Below are 15,853 nucleotides of genomic sequence, written 5' to 3'. Positions count from 1 at the left end.
GTTAGACGGGTTTGAACGGATTGTCGCAGGTTTTTTATTTAATTTTTTTGAGCTTAAATTCTCCACAAAGTCGCAAAGTAATAAACTTATAAAACAAACTTTGCGCCTCTGCGTCTTTGCGAGAGATTTTAAAAAAATCAGTGCAAACCAGCTAAAACCCGTTCAATCCGTGGCCAATAACTAACCATAAAAAACACCAATCATGAAGAATAAAATTTTACTATTATTTCTTTTATCAACTTTAGTTTCATTCGCTCAAAGGCAAATGGAAAACCTCGATCGTGGCGTTATTGCTGTAAAAGACAAAGGTCAGTTTTTTATAGGATGGAGAGTTTTGGGAACTGATTCTGACGATTTAGCTTTTAATTTATATCGAAAAAGCGGCACTAAAAAAGCCGTTAAACTTAATGATAAACCTATTCTGGGTGCAACAAATTTTATAGACACAAAAGCCAATAGTCAGGAAGAAAACACCTGGTTTGTAAAAACAGTTCTTAAAGGAAAAGAAACCGATGCAAAAGGAAGTTTTACCATTCCTGCCCAAAGTCCAGATAAAGATTATTTATCTATTAAACTAAAACCGGTTGAAGGATATATCCCAAATGATCTTTCGGTTGGGGATTTAGACGGAGACGGAAGATACGACCTGATTGTGCACATGACTGGAAAAGCGCACGATAACTCACATACTGGAATTACAGATCCTCCCATATTTCAGGCGTATACCTTAGACGGTAAATTTTTGTGGCAGATTAATCTCGGAAAAAACATTCGCGAAGGCGCACATTATACCCAGTTTATGGTATACGATTTAGATGGTGACGGAATTTCCGAATTTGTTTGTAAAACTGCCGACGGCACTACCGACAGCCAGAATAATGTGGTTGGAGATGCCTCAAAAGATTGGGTAGAACGCGACCCCAATTCGCCTATTTTGGGTAAAATTTTAAAAGGCCCTGAATACCTTTCGGTTTTTGACGGTAGAACCGGAAAACTAATTACCACCGTCGATTATATTCCGGAACGTGGTGATCTTGCCGGTTGGGGCGGACATGGCGGCAGCGGAGGAAATGATACCAAAGGAAACAGAATTGATCGTTTTACAGCTTGCATTGCTTATCTGGATGGCGTACATCCAAGTGTTGTAATGTGCCGTGGTTATTACGGAAGAACTGTTTTGGCAGCCTGGGATTTTAAAGATAAAAAATTGACTTCAAGATGGGTTTTTGATAGTAAAGATGCCGAGAATTCCTATTCCGGAATGGGAAATCACGGACTAACGGTTGCAGATGTGGATAACGACGGAAAAGACGAAATTATCTACGGATCGATGTGTGTGGATGATGATGGAAAAGGATTGTATACAACAGGTTTTAGACACGGAGATGCACTTCACGTTTCAGATCTTGATCTTGATGTTCCCGGCTTGGAAGTTTTTGGAATTCATGAAATAGAAAACGGAACTACAGGGCCGGGTGTAACTTTGTTTTCTGCCGCTGACGGAAAAGTATTGTTTACCGGTTCTATAAACGAAGATGTTGGGCGTGGAGTTGCAGACAATATAGATCCAACCCGAAAAGGCGCGCAATGCTGGTGGTCTGGATCTCCTTTTTTGCATGATATGAAAGGGAATGAAATAGGAAAAGCACCAAGTTCTATCAATTTTTTAATTTATTGGGATGGCGATTCTTCAAGAGAGTTACTCAACTCAAATTACATAGATAAATACAACGCAGGCCGATTATTTACTGCAACAGGAGCCGCATCAAACAATGGTACAAAATCTACGCCGGCACTTTCGGCAGATATTTTAGGAGATTGGCGCGAAGAGTTAATTTTAAGATCTGAAGATAATACGGAACTTAGAATTTATTCGACTACAATTCCAACCGAAATAAGACAATACACTTTGATGCACGATCCGCAATACAGACTAAGTGTTGCATGGCAGAATGTGGGTTATAATCAGCCGCCACATACCAGTTTTTATATGGGAGCAGGTATGAAACCCGCACCAAAACCGAATATTGTACGGGTTAAATTTCGGGAGAATTAGGTGGTACTATTCGGTGGAATCAATTTTTAATAACGATAACTTTAACACTTAAAGCAAGCAGAAGTTGCATTTTTAGAGATTAGATTAGAATAAAAATGTTAAAGAAGCTTTTAAAGGACTTTTTTGGGTGAATTAATACATCACTTTTTTGTGTTACAAATTAAATGATAATCCCTATAAAAAAAAAAAAGAAGTGATACAATTTGGCTTTAACCAAAGGTTTGAAGAAGCTTTCGCATGTCTTCAATTAAATTTCAATACTATCTGATTGTTTATTTTTGGCGGTTGTGAGTTTCCCAATTTCGCTAAGAAATTCAGGATCAAATTCGGTGTAGGCTCTTAGAGTATATTTTTCATCTCTTTTTTGCATGACGAGACGAATTTTATGAACCATTAACCAAATGGGTTCATAGCGTTTATGACCCAACAAATATTGAATTTGTAAAATGGAGAATTTTCGTTTAGAGAGTGTCATTAATTCGATGCAGATCATCCAGTATTTAATGGGTAAATTGGAGTTTTCCATCACTGTTCCGGATCTCAGACCAATTCTGTTTTTACATTTTTTACATTGAAATTTTAAATCAGATTTTCTAAAGGAATGTACATTATGCTGGCATTTTTTGCAAATCAATCCATTCTGTAAACGTTTGCTTTTTAATTCTTCAATACAGATTTCTTCATTTGGGTATTTTTCGAAGTACTCTCGCAATTCCATTTAGTGCTATTTTCTTTTAGCGAATAAATATAGATAAATGAATTACGCATGCAAAGAAAGAGCATAAATAAAAAAGAGAATATTCAAAACGAATATTCTCTTTTTACAATTTATATAAAATGCAATTAGAATTTTTCTGCTATTTCTTTTTTGTATTTATTAAGGATAGATTTTGTCATACCTAAATTAGCTTTGGTAGAATCTACGGCTAAGTAAATAAAATATTCCCCATTATCAGATACATCAATAATATGAATTTGAGAAGTAAGAGTAATCATGATATTATCAACACTTTGTCCTTGCATATTTAGTGCCTTTATCGCATTCATTTTTGCTTTAACCACTTCAAGATTAAATGCAGAAGCTAATTCAGGATCGAAATCGCTTACTACAGATTGTGAATAATATGACATTCCGCTTTTGATTTCAGCTACAGAAACTGCGATAAAACCGGGTACATTTTTTTTTAGATCTTCTCCAAATTGTTTTAAAAAATCAGACATAGTTTTTTAGTTATTTTAGGGTTTTGAATCCTTTATTGTGGATTTTGGGCAAAAATATAGATATGGTTCTATTTAGTTATCCGCAATACGTACCTAAACTTGTTTTTTTCTTAGTAATGATCTATTAGTTAAATAGTTTGTGAGGTTAGTATGATACTAATTAAAATTTATTGATTCTTGTTTCCGGAAAGCTTATCGAAAGGCTTTCAGATATCTGTGATTTTATAGTGTGTTTTTTGTTTTTCAATTACATTTGTTTAAAATGTCGCAAAGTCAGAGACATTTGCGCAACGCGAATAAGGAACACTTCGGAGAGCGGGAGGTAATTTTAAATCAAGTACAGGAGCTAATTATAGAATTAACAAAACAAGAAGATTATTAAAAAAAAATATTGATAATGAAGAAGTATGTCATTTTATTTTGCGTGTGTTTAAATTTAGTGTCTTGCGGTTCAGCTAATGATTGTGACTCTTCGGCTGAAAATCGAAGAATTGATGAGTGTCTTTTGATTGTAAAAAAAATTCCTAGTGATACAGATGAAAGGTTTGACTATGGAGGAACTAATCCAATTACAAAAAAAGATTGTGATTGTAATTCAAAAAGAAGTGATTTATGGTGGGCGAAATATAAAGAACACATTCAAATTGGAGACACTATTATTAAAAAGAAAGGCGAACTTATTTTTAGCATACATAAAATAGATACTATTTTAAGTTTTAATTTTGAGTGTGATGGTAAAACCTATAAATAAAAAAATACTCCAGCTCTCCGAAGTGTTCTCATTAAAATTTGCGCAAATACGTCAACGTTAATGATTCAGGATTATTAGAAATTGAAAAAGTTGATAATCCAATAGTAAATGTTTTAGATCCAAAATCTTTAACTCTATATCTTTATTTTAAATTTAGTATTAAAGTCGGAGACTTTCAGAGTTTTTCGTTTTTCATTTACATTTGTTTAAAATGGCTCAAAGTCAGAGACATTTGCGCAGCTCGAATAAGGAACACTTCGCAGAGCTGGGGTTGTGGATGAAATAAAAGAACAAACAAAAAATAATAAATAATGAAACAAAAATTAAATAAAGAATTTTATAAAACGATTGGATTTACAGTGTCTATATTTGTATTGACATTTTTCTTTCTTAAAGAATATGTTCTCCAATCTTCTTCAATTTTAGGAAGTCTTTTTTCTAGTATTATAGGTGTACTTTTAACTTTTGGTCTTACATGGTTCTTAAAAAATAGAAACCTCTTTCAAAAGATAATTGTTCTTCTGATTTATGTTATTTTTATTGCGGTTTTTGCTTACTCAAAAAAAAACAATTCAATAACGGATGGTCCTGTTAGTAAAACAAATATAAATTCTGTTTGTGGTAACTGGATTGCAAAGGAAAATGATTTAATTCTTAAATTGGATATTAATGGTGAGGTAATGAGAATGAACTTTTATCCTAATAATAAACAATTGGTTTTTGAATATGAAATAAAAGGTCAAGTAATTGATTTTTTTAATGATGATGATGTGTCTAATTTTCAATGGAAAATTTTAAAGCTGACAAGTGATTCATTAGTTGTACTTGAAAAAAAACAGATTTTAAAATTTAAAAAGGAAAAATGAGGATAATTGGGGTAGTGTTTCAAAGTTAGTGATATGAGATTTTGAAATTCTAACCCGCTCCCCAAAGAGTTCCTCATAAAAAGCTACCCAAACGCCTCAGACTTTGCGCATTTTTTTATTCTAATAAACCCTAAATCAAATAAAATTCTCCTGATTTTTTTCAAAAAAAAAAGCCCCAGATTTCCCTGAAGCTTTCTACTTTAAAATCTTAAATCTATAAAAAAACTTTGCGACTTAGCATCTTAGTGGCAAAAAAAAACTAAATAGAATTTCGATCAATAAAATTAAAAGGCACCTTCACTGGTCCTTTTTCTTTATTCAGAATCATTCGGGCAGCAGTTTCTCCCATTACATTAAAATCGGTAGACATCACCGTTATTCCCAATAACTCTTTCAAAGGCGTATCGTTATACGAAATCACGCCAATATCCTTACCAAGAGTAAATTTTTCATCTCGAATTTGTTTCATTAAATTCACCAAATCCGATTCTTCGATGGTAATAAATAAATCCCCTTTTTTAAGGATCATATCGTCGTAGACTTCGCTTAGAATTTCAAAATTGATTTCATGCTCTACACAAAATTTTCTGAATCCGTGCAGGATACGGCGCGGATACGGATAAACCGCTTTGTCAGGATATACAAGAATTAGTTTTTCGTATTTTGCTATTTTGGCCAATCCTTCTTTCAGAGCGTTATAAATATCATTTTCAAAATCCTGATATATTTTAATGATTTCGCCCTCCATTCCAATTTTAATATTATCCATTAAAACCAGTTTTTCTTCCGGAATTCTCTGGATCGCTTTGGCAACTTCATCTGTAAAACTCAGGTGTTTTAACTCATCTGTTTTAAAGTGTGTTGTAATAACATAATAATCATAAGCACCTTCAAATTTATCCAGTAAGTTCAAAAACAAAGTTTCGTCACAATGGTAAATATGCAGATCCGTATGCGCATTTGCTCCAATAGTATTTATAAAAGAGTTGTACGTTTTCATTTTGTACGCACTTAACTTATTTAAAACAAATAGCACATTTACTTTAGATTCCAGTTTTGTTCGGGTAATGTAATATCCTTTTCCTCTTATCGAAGAAATGATTTTTCGCTCTTTTAGAATGTTATACGCCTTTTCGACAGTATCTCTGGACATATAAAACTCTTCGCTAAAGCTATTTATAGAAGGTATTTTTTGATTTATTTTTAAATTTCCGTTGGCAATATTTTGCAGGATCGAATCTACAATTTGCTTGTATTTAGGAATCCTTGACTCTTCATCTATTTTAATTAATTTAATCATTTTGTAAGTCTTGTAAATTATGCAGCAATAAGTTACGATTTAATTTTGAGTTATAATTGGCGTGAAAAAAAATTTAGTCCAAAAGGTAAAATAATTCAGTCCGGTACTTTTCTCACAAAAGCTTTCAAATTAAATAAGGGTTGTTGTATGTTTTTGCTGATTTGTTTGTTTAAGGCAAATTGAGGATATAATAATTACGAAATCGATTGCTAAAATAGAAATTTTAAATTTATATTTCCAATAATATCGGGCAGTTGTTTGTAATAATCTTCAGTTTTAACATAAATAACAAAACTATAAAGGATAGTACAGGACAGTTTTCTTTTTTACATTCTATTATTTTACAAAACCAATTTAACTATCAAATTAACCAAAAACAAAATTATTAATGGAATCATTATTAGGAATCATTTTTCATTCTATCGGAGGATTTTCTTCGGGTAGTTTTTATATGCCATTCAAAAAAGTAAAAGATTGGGCTTGGGAAAGCTACTGGATCGTGGGAGGATTTTTCTCCTGGCTTATAGTACCGCCCATTGCAGCGTATTTAACGATTCCAAATTTTGTTGACATTATTATAACAGCATCGCCAACCATAAAAGCGTTCACCTTTTTGATGGGATTAATTTGGGGAGTGGGAGGATTAACCTACGGATTGGGAGTTCGTTATTTAGGAATGTCTTTAGGAAACTCGATTATTCTTGGGTTTTGTTCTGCTTTTGGTGCCTTGGTTCCTTCAGTTTATTACGATTTATATCCAACAGAAGGTAAAATTTCGTTTACCGATATGCTTTCAAATCCGGGCGGACGTCTTGTTCTGGCAGGAGTTTTAGTATGCCTTATAGGTATTGCCATTTCGGGAAAAGCAGGAATCTTAAAAGAAAAAGATTTTGCAACAGGACACGAGGACAAAGACAAGGAGTTTAGTTTAGTAAAAGGTTTGATTATCGCCGTTATTTCGGGAATTCTGAGTTCGTTTTTTAATTACGGAATCGAAGCCGGAAAACCAATGGCAGAAACCGCAGTAAATTATGGATGTAACCCATTATTTCAAAACAACGTGACGTATATCGTTTTGATGTGGGGAGGTCTTACCACCAATTTCATTTGGTGCATGTACCTTAACTTTAAAAATAAAACCTTTTCAGATTATACCAATACCAAAACGCCAATTGCCAGAAACGTACTTTTTTCAGGTATTGCAGGAACGATGTGGTTTTTACAATTTTTCTTTTACGGAATGGGAGAAAGCAAATTAGGAAACGGGGCAAGTTCGTGGATTTTGCATATGGCAACCATTATCCTGACCGCAAATTTCTGGGGATTTTATCTTAAAGAATGGTCGGGAGTTTCTCAGAGAACCCTTAGAACTTTTGGTTGGGGAATTGCACTGATCATGCTTTCAATTGTATTGGTTGGAATTGGAAATTCATTATAAACATACAAACATAACATAACAACAATGTCGAATATAAATATAAACAATATGACTTTTAAGCATGTAAGCTATCTTTGGGATGACGCTAAGGCAGCAGCATTGGCAGGAGATGAAGTAGCGCTTTTCATTTATCGATCTAATTTATTAGGAGCCGATTTAAGATTGACAAACTATGGCGGTGGAAATACTTCGGTAAAAATTACCGATAAAGATCCGTTAACCGGAGAAACCTCTGAAGTAATGTGGATTAAAGGTTCTGGTGGAGATATTGGTACACTTACAAAATCCGGTTGTGCGGCACTTTATCTGGATCGTCTTCGCAATCTTGAAAATGTGTACAGAGGAATTGAGTTTGAAGACGAAATGGTCGAATTATTCAATCACTGTATTTTCGATTTGGCTTCAAAAGCGCCTTCTATAGATACGCCTTTGCATGGTTTTTTACCTTTCAAACATATCGATCACTTACATCCTGATGCGGCAATTGCAATCGCTGCTGCCAAAGACGGAGCTAAAATTACCGAGGAATTATTCGACGGCGAAATTGGCTGGGTAGGATGGCAGCGTCCTGGTTTTGACTTGGGGCTTCAGTTAAGAAGCTGTTTGGAAGAAGCTGAGAAAAAAGGGAAAAAATTACGCGGTATCATGTTAGGTTCTCACGGTTTGTTTACCTGGGGAGATACTGCTTACGAAAGTTATGTAAACACACTCGAAGTAATCGAGAAATGTGCTGAATATTTAGAAAGTAACTACGGAAAAAAACGTGCTGTTTTTGGAGGTAAAAAAATAGACAGTCTTCCTGAGACTGATCGTAAATTGAAAGCAGCAAAAGTAGCACCAATTCTTAGAGGTTTCTGTTCGTCAGAGCGTCAAATGATTGGACATTATACAGATGATGCAAGAGTTTTGGAATTCATTAATTCTAATGATTTAGCAAAATTGGCTCCACTTGGAACTTCTTGTCCGGATCACTTTTTACGTACCAAAATCAGTCCTTTGGTTTTAACATTGGAACCAAACGAAGATTTATCAGATGTTGAGGCTATCAAAGCAAAATTAACACCTGCTTTTGAAGCGTATCGCTCTATGTACAAGGACTATTACAATGCTTGTAAAAAGTCGAATTCGCCTGCAATGCGTGACCCAAATCCGGTCGTGATTTTATATCCTGGCGTAGGTATGTTTACGTTTGCCAAAGACAAAACAATGGCACGTTTGGCATCAGAATATTATATCAATGCAGTAAATGTAATGAAAGGTGCCGAAGCAGTTTCAGAATATACTTCGCTGCCACATCAGGAAGCTTTTGATATTGAATATTGGTTGCTTGAAGAAGCAAAACTGCAGCGTATGCCAAAACCAAAAGCACTTTCAGGAAGAGTAGCTGTAATTACAGGTTCTGCCGGCGGAATTGGTAAGGCAATTGCCAAAAAGTTTGCACAGGAAGGTGCTTGTGTGGTCATCAACGATATCAACGAAGAACGTTTAGAACAAGCTACAGCTGAGTTTATCAAGTTATTTGGTAAAGATGCCGTAGCAAGTACATTACTAAATGTAACCGATGAAAAAAGTACAGAAAAAGCATTAGACGAAGCTTCATTAGCTTTTGGAGGCGCAGATATTATAGTGAACAATGCCGGAATTAGTATTTCTAAATCTATTGCAGAACACACCCTTGAAGAGTGGGACAGATTGTATGACATTTTGGTAAAAGGACAATTTATTGTTTCGAAAGCCGGAATCGAAGTCATGCGCAAACAAGGATTTGGCGGAGATATCGTAAACATTGTATCTAAAAATGCAGTTGTTGCGGGTCCAAATAATCCGGGTTATGGTTCGGCCAAAGCAGCTCAGGCGCATTTAACCCGTTTGATGGCAGCTGAATTAGGTGCCGATAAAATTCGTGTGAACACCGTAAATCCTGATGCAGTAATCTCAGACTCTAATATTTGGTCTGGCGGTTGGGCAGAAGGCCGTGCAAAAGCATACGGTATAACGGTTGCCGAGTTACCGGCGTATTATGCAAAACGTACGTTACTAAATGAAATTATATTGCCGGATGATATTGCAAACGCTTGTTTCGCATTCGTTGGCGGTTTACTGGACAAATCAACAGGAAACGCGCTGAATGTAGACGGCGGAGTATCAATGGGCTTTTACAGATAGATTGTTTAAGTTTTTAAGTTTGTTTAAAGCAAAAGTGGTTTTTTGTGATCTAACGTTCGATAGCATTCGGACGTTAGATTTTTTTAGACATAACTGCCTGCAAAAATGAGCAAATAGCATACAAGAGTAAAGTTAAACCAGAGTTCAATTTATTTAATTTATATATTGTAATCTCTATTAAAAGATAAAATAATATGTTAATCGGATCAAACAATATCGCATCTCACAACGACGATTTATTAAAAAAACATCAAAATAAATTTGCCTTTACAGTATCAGAAATTGGTGATACAGAATCTATTATTCAAAAATTGATCGATTTTCAAATCGCGATTCCATCCTGGGCTTTAGGAACAGGAGGAACACGTTTTGGTCGTTTTGCAGGAGGCGGAGAACCACGTTCTATCGAAGAAAAAATCGAAGATGTTGGTTTGCTTCATGCTTTAAACAATGCTTCAGGAGCGATTTCTTTGCATATTCCGTGGGATATTCCACAGGATTATAAAGCGATAAAAAGTCTTGCTGCACAGCACCATTTAAGATTTGATGCTATGAATTCGAATACCTTTCAGGATCAGGCAGGTCAGGACAATTCGTATAAATTTGGATCATTACAAAACGTAAACAAAGCAGTTCGCAAACAAGCAATTGCTCATAATATAGAAGTTATCCAACACGGAATCGAATTAGGATCAGAATCACTAACGATTTGGTTAGCAGACGGATCTTCTTTTCCTGGACAATTAAACTTTAGAAAAGCCTACCAAAATACATTAGAAAGTTTAGAAGAAATCTACGATGCATTACCTTCAAACTGGAAATTATTTTTAGAATACAAATGTGCAGAACCTAATTTTTATTCGACAACAGTAGCAGATTGGGGACAATCGTATTCGTATGTAAAAAAATTAGGAGACAAAGCACAAACTTTGGTCGATTTAGGACATCATTTACCAAATGCCAATATCGAGCAAATCGTTTCTTTATTATTGATGGAAGAAAAACTGGGAGGTTTCCACTTTAACGATTCAAAATACGGAGACGACGATTTAACGGCCGGAGCTTTAAAACCATATCAATTATTCTTGATTTTTAATGAATTAGTAGAAGGAATGGACGCTCGCGGCATGAATCACGCCAAAGATTTAGGTTGGATGATCGATGCTTCTCACAACATAAAAGATCCTTTAGAAGATTTATTACAATCGGTAGAAGCCATTATGATTGCTTATGCACAAGCACTTTTGGTAGACAGAAAAGCATTAGAAAAAGCACAGGAAGAAAATGATGTTGTAAAAGCACAGGAAATCCTTCAGGACGCTTTCCGTACAGATGTTCGTGCATTGGTTGCCGAAGCTCGTTTACGTTCAGGCGCTGCATTAAATCCGGTCGAATTGTACAGAAGCCTTTCTGTTAGAAAAAATCTAATTGGAGAAAGAGGATTAAAAACATTGGCAACAGGATTGTAATTATGAATTATGAGTTTTGAGTTATAGTAATACTCTATTGCAGTTTTTTATAAAACAAAAAACTAACTCATAACTCATAATTCAAAACTCAAAACTTATAATTAAATGAATGTAGTTGCAATTTTTGACATTGGTAAAACAAACAAGAAAGTATTTTTATTTGATGAAAATTATAAAATTGTCTGGGAAAAATCAGTAAATCTTGAGGAAACTGTAGATGAAGATGGTTTTCCCTGCGAAGATATCGAAGTACTTAAAAACTGGATATTCGATCGATTGGCAGAAATTAAAAACCTAACGGATTACGTGTTAAAGGCCATCAATTTTAGTACTTACGGTGCTAGTTTTGTGTACATTGATGAAAAAGGAAAAGTTTTAACTCCTCTTTATAACTACTTAAAAGAGTATCCGGAGGAGTTAAAAAATGACTTTTATAATAAATACAAAGGAAAAGAAACTTTTGCAGTAAAAACAGCTTCGCCCGTATTGGGAAGTCTGAATTCCGGAATGCAGATTTACAGGCTCAAAGAAGAAAAACCGGAATTATTCGATCAGGTAAAATACTGTTTGCATTTACCGCAGTATTTGAGTTTTCTTTTAACGAATGAAGCTTATTCTGACATTACAAGTATTGGATGCCATACCAATCTTTGGAATTTTAAAAAGATGAAGTATCATAAATGGCTTAAAAATGAAGATATTTCAGATAAAATTCCACCGCTTCATTACGGAAAAGACATTATAAAACAAAAAGACGGATTGTCAATTGGAGTTGGTTTACATGACAGTTCATCGGCTATTATTCCATATACTATCAATTTTACAGAACCTTTTGTTTTATTGTCGACCGGAACCTGGAGTATTTCCCTGAATCCTTTCAATAATAAACAATTGACTTTTGATGAACTGCAGCACGATTGTTTGTGTTACATGCAATACACAGAAAAGCCTGTAAAAGCAGCACGTCTGTTTTCAGGCAATGAACATGAAGTGCAAACCAAAAGATTAGCAGCACATTTTAAAGTTCCTTTGGATACGTATAAAGAGGTTTATTTTGATAAAAAAATAGTATCGAATTTGCGAGCGCTGAATTTTCAGATTATTTATCCAAAGAAATATGATTTTGATATTCTAAAAGAATGTCCGTTTCAAAAAAGAGATTTGAGTAATTTTAAGACTTACGAAGTCGCGTATCATCAATTGATGCTCGATCTCGTTGAACAACAGTTTTTTTCGACTAATTTGGTCATTCATAATAGTCCTGTAAAAAAGATTTTTGTGGATGGAGGATTTAGTAAAAATTCAATTTTTATGAATTTACTGGCCGAAGCTTATCCGGATATCGAAGTTTTTGCGGCTTCGATGGCGCAGGCAAGTGCTTTGGGTGCCGCATTAGCGATTCATCAAAACTGGAATCCGAAACCGATCCAGAATGATTTGATTGATTTGAAGTTTTATAAGCATTGATTGAATTAAAAATTTAGAATTAAAAATTAAAAATCTGCTCGATCTGTGAAAAATAATAGTTTATAGATTAAAAGATTTAAAAGTTTTTTTGTTATTAAGTTTAGTTTTGTCATTCCGAGGAACGAGGAATCTCCACAAGTAGCTCGGCAAACAAAATTGCCAATCTTTGTAGAGCAACTTGTGGAGATCTTTCCTTCGTCAGGACGACAAAAATGAAATTAGATCTGCCTGAAATAAAATAGTAGCCAAAGATTAAAAGATAAAAATAAATCTGCAGAATCTGCCAAATCTGCGAGAGAAAATATTTAACACATAGTTATTATGTGTTTTAAAATACCAAGAATATGAAAGTTGGACTTTTTATACCGTGTTACGTTGACCAGTTTTACCCAAAAGTAGCGATTGCAACTTATGAGCTTTTGCAGAAATTAGGTTGTGAAGTTCATTTTCCGATGGGACAAACCTGCTGCGGACAGCCTATGGCCAATAGCGGATACCAATATTTAACCAAACGCTGCGATGCCAACTTTATCGCTAATTTTGCCGGATTCGATTATATCGTTTGTCCGTCAGGAAGTTGTGTTTTACATGTAAAAGACCATTTGCATGACGAAAAACAAGAAGAAGTTGCGACAGCAATGCGAAAGAAAGTTTTTGAATTAACTGAGTTTATTACCGATATTCTGAAGGTGGATTCTATAGATGGAAATTTTCCGTATAGAGTAGGAATGCATGTAAGCTGTCACGGTCAACGCGGATTAAAGCTTTCGCAGATGACCGAACTTAATGCGCCATTTTTCTCTAAACCGGAACAATTACTACATAATATAAAGGGATTAGATTTGGTTTCTTTATCTCGAAAAGATGAATGTTGCGGATTTGGAGGAACTTTTTGTGTTACTGAAGAGGCTGTTTCCGTAAAAATGGGACAAGACCGGATAAAAGATCATGAAAATCAAGGCGTTGAATATATTACCGGAGGCGACATATCTTGTTTAATGCATTTAGAAGGAATTCTAAAAAGACGAAAAAGCACTATTAAAACCATTCATATTGCCGAAATTTTAAATTCCATGGAAAATTAAGGATTATAAATTTTGAAAAAATATCGAAATTGACTTTCAACCAACAAAAGATGTCTTCAAAAAAAACAATAGAACACAGTGAAGCCGCGGCCATTTTTAACAAAGATGTAGAACGCGTCAACTGGCACGATGAAACACTTTGGTTTGTTCGTGAAAAAAGGGATAAATCGGCACATCAAATTCCCGATTGGGAATTGCTTCGCGAAACTGCTTCACAAATCAAAAATAATGTGCTTTCAAGCATTCACGATTATTTGATTGAATTTGAGGCCAATGCACAGAAAAACGGTATAATAGTACATTGGGCAGCCGATGCAAAAGAGCATAACCAAATTGTACATTCGATTATGGCAAAACACGAGGTAAAGCAAATGGTGAAATCAAAATCGATGCTTACTGAAGAGTGCCATTTAAACGATTATTTGGCCGAAAAAGGCATCGAAGTAATCGATTCAGATTTAGGAGAATACATTGTGCAGCTTCGTAAAGAACCGCCAAGTCATATTGTTTTGCCTGCTATTCACCTTAAAAAAGAAGATGTAAGCGAAACGTTTCACGAACATTTAGGTACAGAAAAAGGAAATATAGATCCTCAATATTTAACCGAATCGGCTCGTTTGAGTCTAAGAAATACATTCTTAACGAGAAAAGTAGCTTTAACCGGAGTCAATTTTGCAATTGCAGAAACCGGCGAAATCGTCGTTTGTACCAATGAAGGAAATGCCGATATGGGAGCACACCTTGCCGATGTTCATATTGCCTGCATGGGATTCGAAAAGCTGATTCCGCAGCGTAAACATTTAGGTGTGTTTCTGAGATTATTAGCCAGAAGTGCCACAGGACAGCCTATTACCACTTTTTCGAGTCATTTTAAGAAACCAAGAGACGGCAAAGAAATTCATATCGTGATTGTCGATAACGGGCGAAGTACCCAATTAGGAAGAGAAGATTTTAGAAATTCTCTCAAATGTATTCGTTGCGGCGCGTGTATGAATACATGCCCGGTCTACAGACGAAGCGGTGGACACAGTTATCACAATGCTGTTGCAGGGCCAATTGGCTCTATTTTAGCCCCCAATTTAGACATGAGTAAAAATGCCGACTTACCTTTTGCAAGTACACTTTGTGGTTCTTGTACCAATGTTTGTCCCGTAAAAATCGATATACACGACCAATTGTACAAATGGCGTCAGGTTTTAGTAAAAGAAGGACATACGCCAACAGCCAAAACCGTTGCAATGAAAACGATGGCAACAGTTTTAGCGAATCCTACTATTTTTAATATTGCCGGAAAATCAGGTCGTTTTGTAATGAAAAACATTCCCGGTCTGGTCAATAATAAAATGAACAAATGGTACGATCAGCGCGAAATGCCGGAAGTTCCCGAGGAATCTTTTAGAGAATGGTACAAGAAAAATTCAAGAGAAGCAAAAGCAAAAGACAATGAGTAGCAAAGCAGATATTTTAAATAAAATAAAGCAAAATCAATCTGCTTTTATCACTAATTTGCCTGATCTGAATCTTTTAAGTTCAGAGAATCCTGATGTGCTTTCAACCTATAAAACAGTACTCAAAAATATAGGCGGAGATCCTGTTGAAGTGGCGAATTATGCTGACATCATCCAATATATAAAATCAAATTATAATCTCGAAAAACGCCTAATCACGACAATTCCGGAACTTGCGGAAATTGCAGCTTTAAACTGGACAAACGATGATCCACATTCGCTTCAGGATGTAGAATTAAACGTGATTAAAGCTCATTTTGGCGTAGCCGAAAATAGTGCACTTTGGGTGACAGATGATGTATTAGGACAACGCGTATCGCCATTTATAGCACAATATCTTGCTATAATTGTGCATAAAAAAGATATTCTCACAACAATGCATCAGGCTTACGAAAGAATTGGCAATCAGGAATACGGTTTCGGAACTTTTATTGCCGGACCATCAAAAACGGCTGATATCGAACAATCATTGGTTTTGGGAGCGCATGGCGCAAGAGGATTGATTGTTTTTTTATTGGATTAAGAT

The 15,853-nt window shown here is 35.0% G+C and carries 12 protein-coding genes and 1 pseudogene; 10 read left to right on the top strand and 3 right to left on the bottom strand.

The features are described 5' to 3' along the window. The first annotated feature begins 202 nt into the window (after positions 1-202). Entirely contained in the window at positions 203-2,056 is a 1,854-nt protein-coding gene (locus FLP_RS08030; protein WP_065449000.1) for a rhamnogalacturonan lyase, read from the top strand. A 259-nt stretch (positions 2,057-2,315) separates the two neighbouring features. Here FLP_RS08030 and FLP_RS08025 read toward each other — a convergent pair. Together FLP_RS08025 and FLP_RS08020 are read right to left on the bottom strand one after the other, a co-directional pair. Continuing rightward, positions 2,316-2,774 (bottom strand): annotated as a pseudogene (locus FLP_RS08025) (transposase); the annotation flags it as partial. Between the two features lie 125 nt (positions 2,775-2,899). After that, positions 2,900-3,277, bottom strand: coding sequence for a hypothetical protein (locus FLP_RS08020; RefSeq protein ID WP_065448998.1), 378 nt, complete (start codon positions 3,275-3,277; stop codon positions 2,900-2,902). A 397-nt stretch (positions 3,278-3,674) separates the two neighbouring features. Between FLP_RS08020 and FLP_RS08015 the strand changes: the two genes are divergently transcribed. Further along, positions 3,675-4,028 carry a hypothetical protein gene (locus FLP_RS08015; protein ID WP_065448997.1) on the top strand — a complete coding sequence of 118 codons (354 nt, stop codon included), beginning with the start codon at positions 3,675-3,677 and terminating at the stop codon, positions 4,026-4,028. Between the two features lie 311 nt (positions 4,029-4,339). Continuing rightward, positions 4,340-4,894, top strand: coding sequence for a hypothetical protein (locus tag FLP_RS08010; RefSeq protein ID WP_065448996.1), 555 nt, complete (start codon positions 4,340-4,342; stop codon positions 4,892-4,894). Between the two features lie 259 nt (positions 4,895-5,153). Here FLP_RS08010 and FLP_RS08005 read toward each other — a convergent pair whose 3' ends face one another. Then, a complete protein-coding gene (locus tag FLP_RS08005; RefSeq protein WP_065448995.1) occupies positions 5,154-6,194 on the bottom strand; it encodes a GntR family transcriptional regulator in 1,041 nt (346 codons plus the stop codon). 388 nt (positions 6,195-6,582) lie between these two features. On the opposite strand from FLP_RS08005, the gene rhaT reads away from it, so the two are divergent. The 7 genes from rhaT (at position 6,583) to FLP_RS07970 (ending at position 15,850) form a co-directional block, all read left to right on the top strand. After that, positions 6,583-7,632 (top strand): L-rhamnose/proton symporter RhaT, encoded by a 1,050-nt coding sequence (gene rhaT / locus FLP_RS08000; RefSeq protein WP_065448994.1) that lies wholly within the window; start codon positions 6,583-6,585, stop codon positions 7,630-7,632. Between the two features lie 24 nt (positions 7,633-7,656). Continuing rightward, a complete protein-coding gene (locus tag FLP_RS07995; RefSeq protein ID WP_065448993.1) occupies positions 7,657-9,798 on the top strand; it encodes a bifunctional aldolase/short-chain dehydrogenase in 2,142 nt (713 codons plus the stop codon). Positions 9,799-9,992: 194 nt separating this feature from the next. Further along, positions 9,993-11,267, top strand: coding sequence for a sugar isomerase (locus FLP_RS07990; protein ID WP_065448992.1), 1,275 nt, complete (start codon positions 9,993-9,995; stop codon positions 11,265-11,267). A gap of 105 nt (positions 11,268-11,372) precedes the next feature. Further along, positions 11,373-12,734, top strand: a complete 1,362-nt coding sequence (locus FLP_RS07985; protein ID WP_065448991.1) for an FGGY-family carbohydrate kinase — start codon at positions 11,373-11,375, stop codon at positions 12,732-12,734. Positions 12,735-13,078: 344 nt separating this feature from the next. After that, complete coding sequence (locus FLP_RS07980; RefSeq protein WP_065448990.1) at positions 13,079-13,819, top strand: (Fe-S)-binding protein; 741 nt, start codon at positions 13,079-13,081, stop codon at positions 13,817-13,819. 50 nt (positions 13,820-13,869) lie between these two features. After that, positions 13,870-15,270, top strand: a complete 1,401-nt coding sequence (locus tag FLP_RS07975) for a lactate utilization protein B (RefSeq protein ID WP_065448989.1) — start codon at positions 13,870-13,872, stop codon at positions 15,268-15,270. Further along, positions 15,263-15,850 carry a LutC/YkgG family protein gene (locus FLP_RS07970; RefSeq protein WP_065448988.1) on the top strand — a complete coding sequence of 196 codons (588 nt, stop codon included), beginning with the start codon at positions 15,263-15,265 and terminating at the stop codon, positions 15,848-15,850. Before FLP_RS07975 ends, FLP_RS07970 begins: the two co-directional genes overlap by 8 nt. Positions 15,851-15,853: the final 3 nt, after the last annotated feature.

The organism is Flavobacterium piscis (genome assembly GCF_001686925.1).
Taxonomy (GTDB): Bacteria; Bacteroidota; Bacteroidia; order Flavobacteriales; family Flavobacteriaceae; genus Flavobacterium; species Flavobacterium piscis.
The sequence above is the reverse complement of the archived record's forward strand: the minus strand, read 5'-3'. Positions and strand labels throughout refer to the sequence as shown.

Bases quoted from the DNA above. Each gene is read 5' to 3' on its own strand.
- FLP_RS08030 (WP_065449000.1), top strand. From the start codon at position 203: ATGAAGAATAAAATTTTACTATTATTTCTTTTATCAACTTTAGTTTCA.
- FLP_RS08020 (WP_065448998.1), bottom strand. From the start codon at position 3,277: ATGTCTGATTTTTTAAAACAATTTGGAGAAGATCTAAAAAAAAATGTA.
- FLP_RS08015 (WP_065448997.1), top strand. From the start codon at position 3,675: ATGAAGAAGTATGTCATTTTATTTTGCGTGTGTTTAAATTTAGTGTCT.
- FLP_RS08010 (WP_065448996.1), top strand. From the start codon at position 4,340: ATGAAACAAAAATTAAATAAAGAATTTTATAAAACGATTGGATTTACA.
- FLP_RS08005 (WP_065448995.1), bottom strand. From the start codon at position 6,194: ATGATTAAATTAATTAAAATAGATGAAGAGTCAAGGATTCCTAAATAC.
- rhaT (WP_065448994.1), top strand. From the start codon at position 6,583: ATGGAATCATTATTAGGAATCATTTTTCATTCTATCGGAGGATTTTCT.
- FLP_RS07995 (WP_065448993.1), top strand. From the start codon at position 7,657: ATGTCGAATATAAATATAAACAATATGACTTTTAAGCATGTAAGCTAT.
- FLP_RS07990 (WP_065448992.1), top strand. From the start codon at position 9,993: ATGTTAATCGGATCAAACAATATCGCATCTCACAACGACGATTTATTA.
- FLP_RS07985 (WP_065448991.1), top strand. From the start codon at position 11,373: ATGAATGTAGTTGCAATTTTTGACATTGGTAAAACAAACAAGAAAGTA.
- FLP_RS07980 (WP_065448990.1), top strand. From the start codon at position 13,079: ATGAAAGTTGGACTTTTTATACCGTGTTACGTTGACCAGTTTTACCCA.
- FLP_RS07975 (WP_065448989.1), top strand. From the start codon at position 13,870: ATGTCTTCAAAAAAAACAATAGAACACAGTGAAGCCGCGGCCATTTTT.
- FLP_RS07970 (WP_065448988.1), top strand. From the start codon at position 15,263: ATGAGTAGCAAAGCAGATATTTTAAATAAAATAAAGCAAAATCAATCT.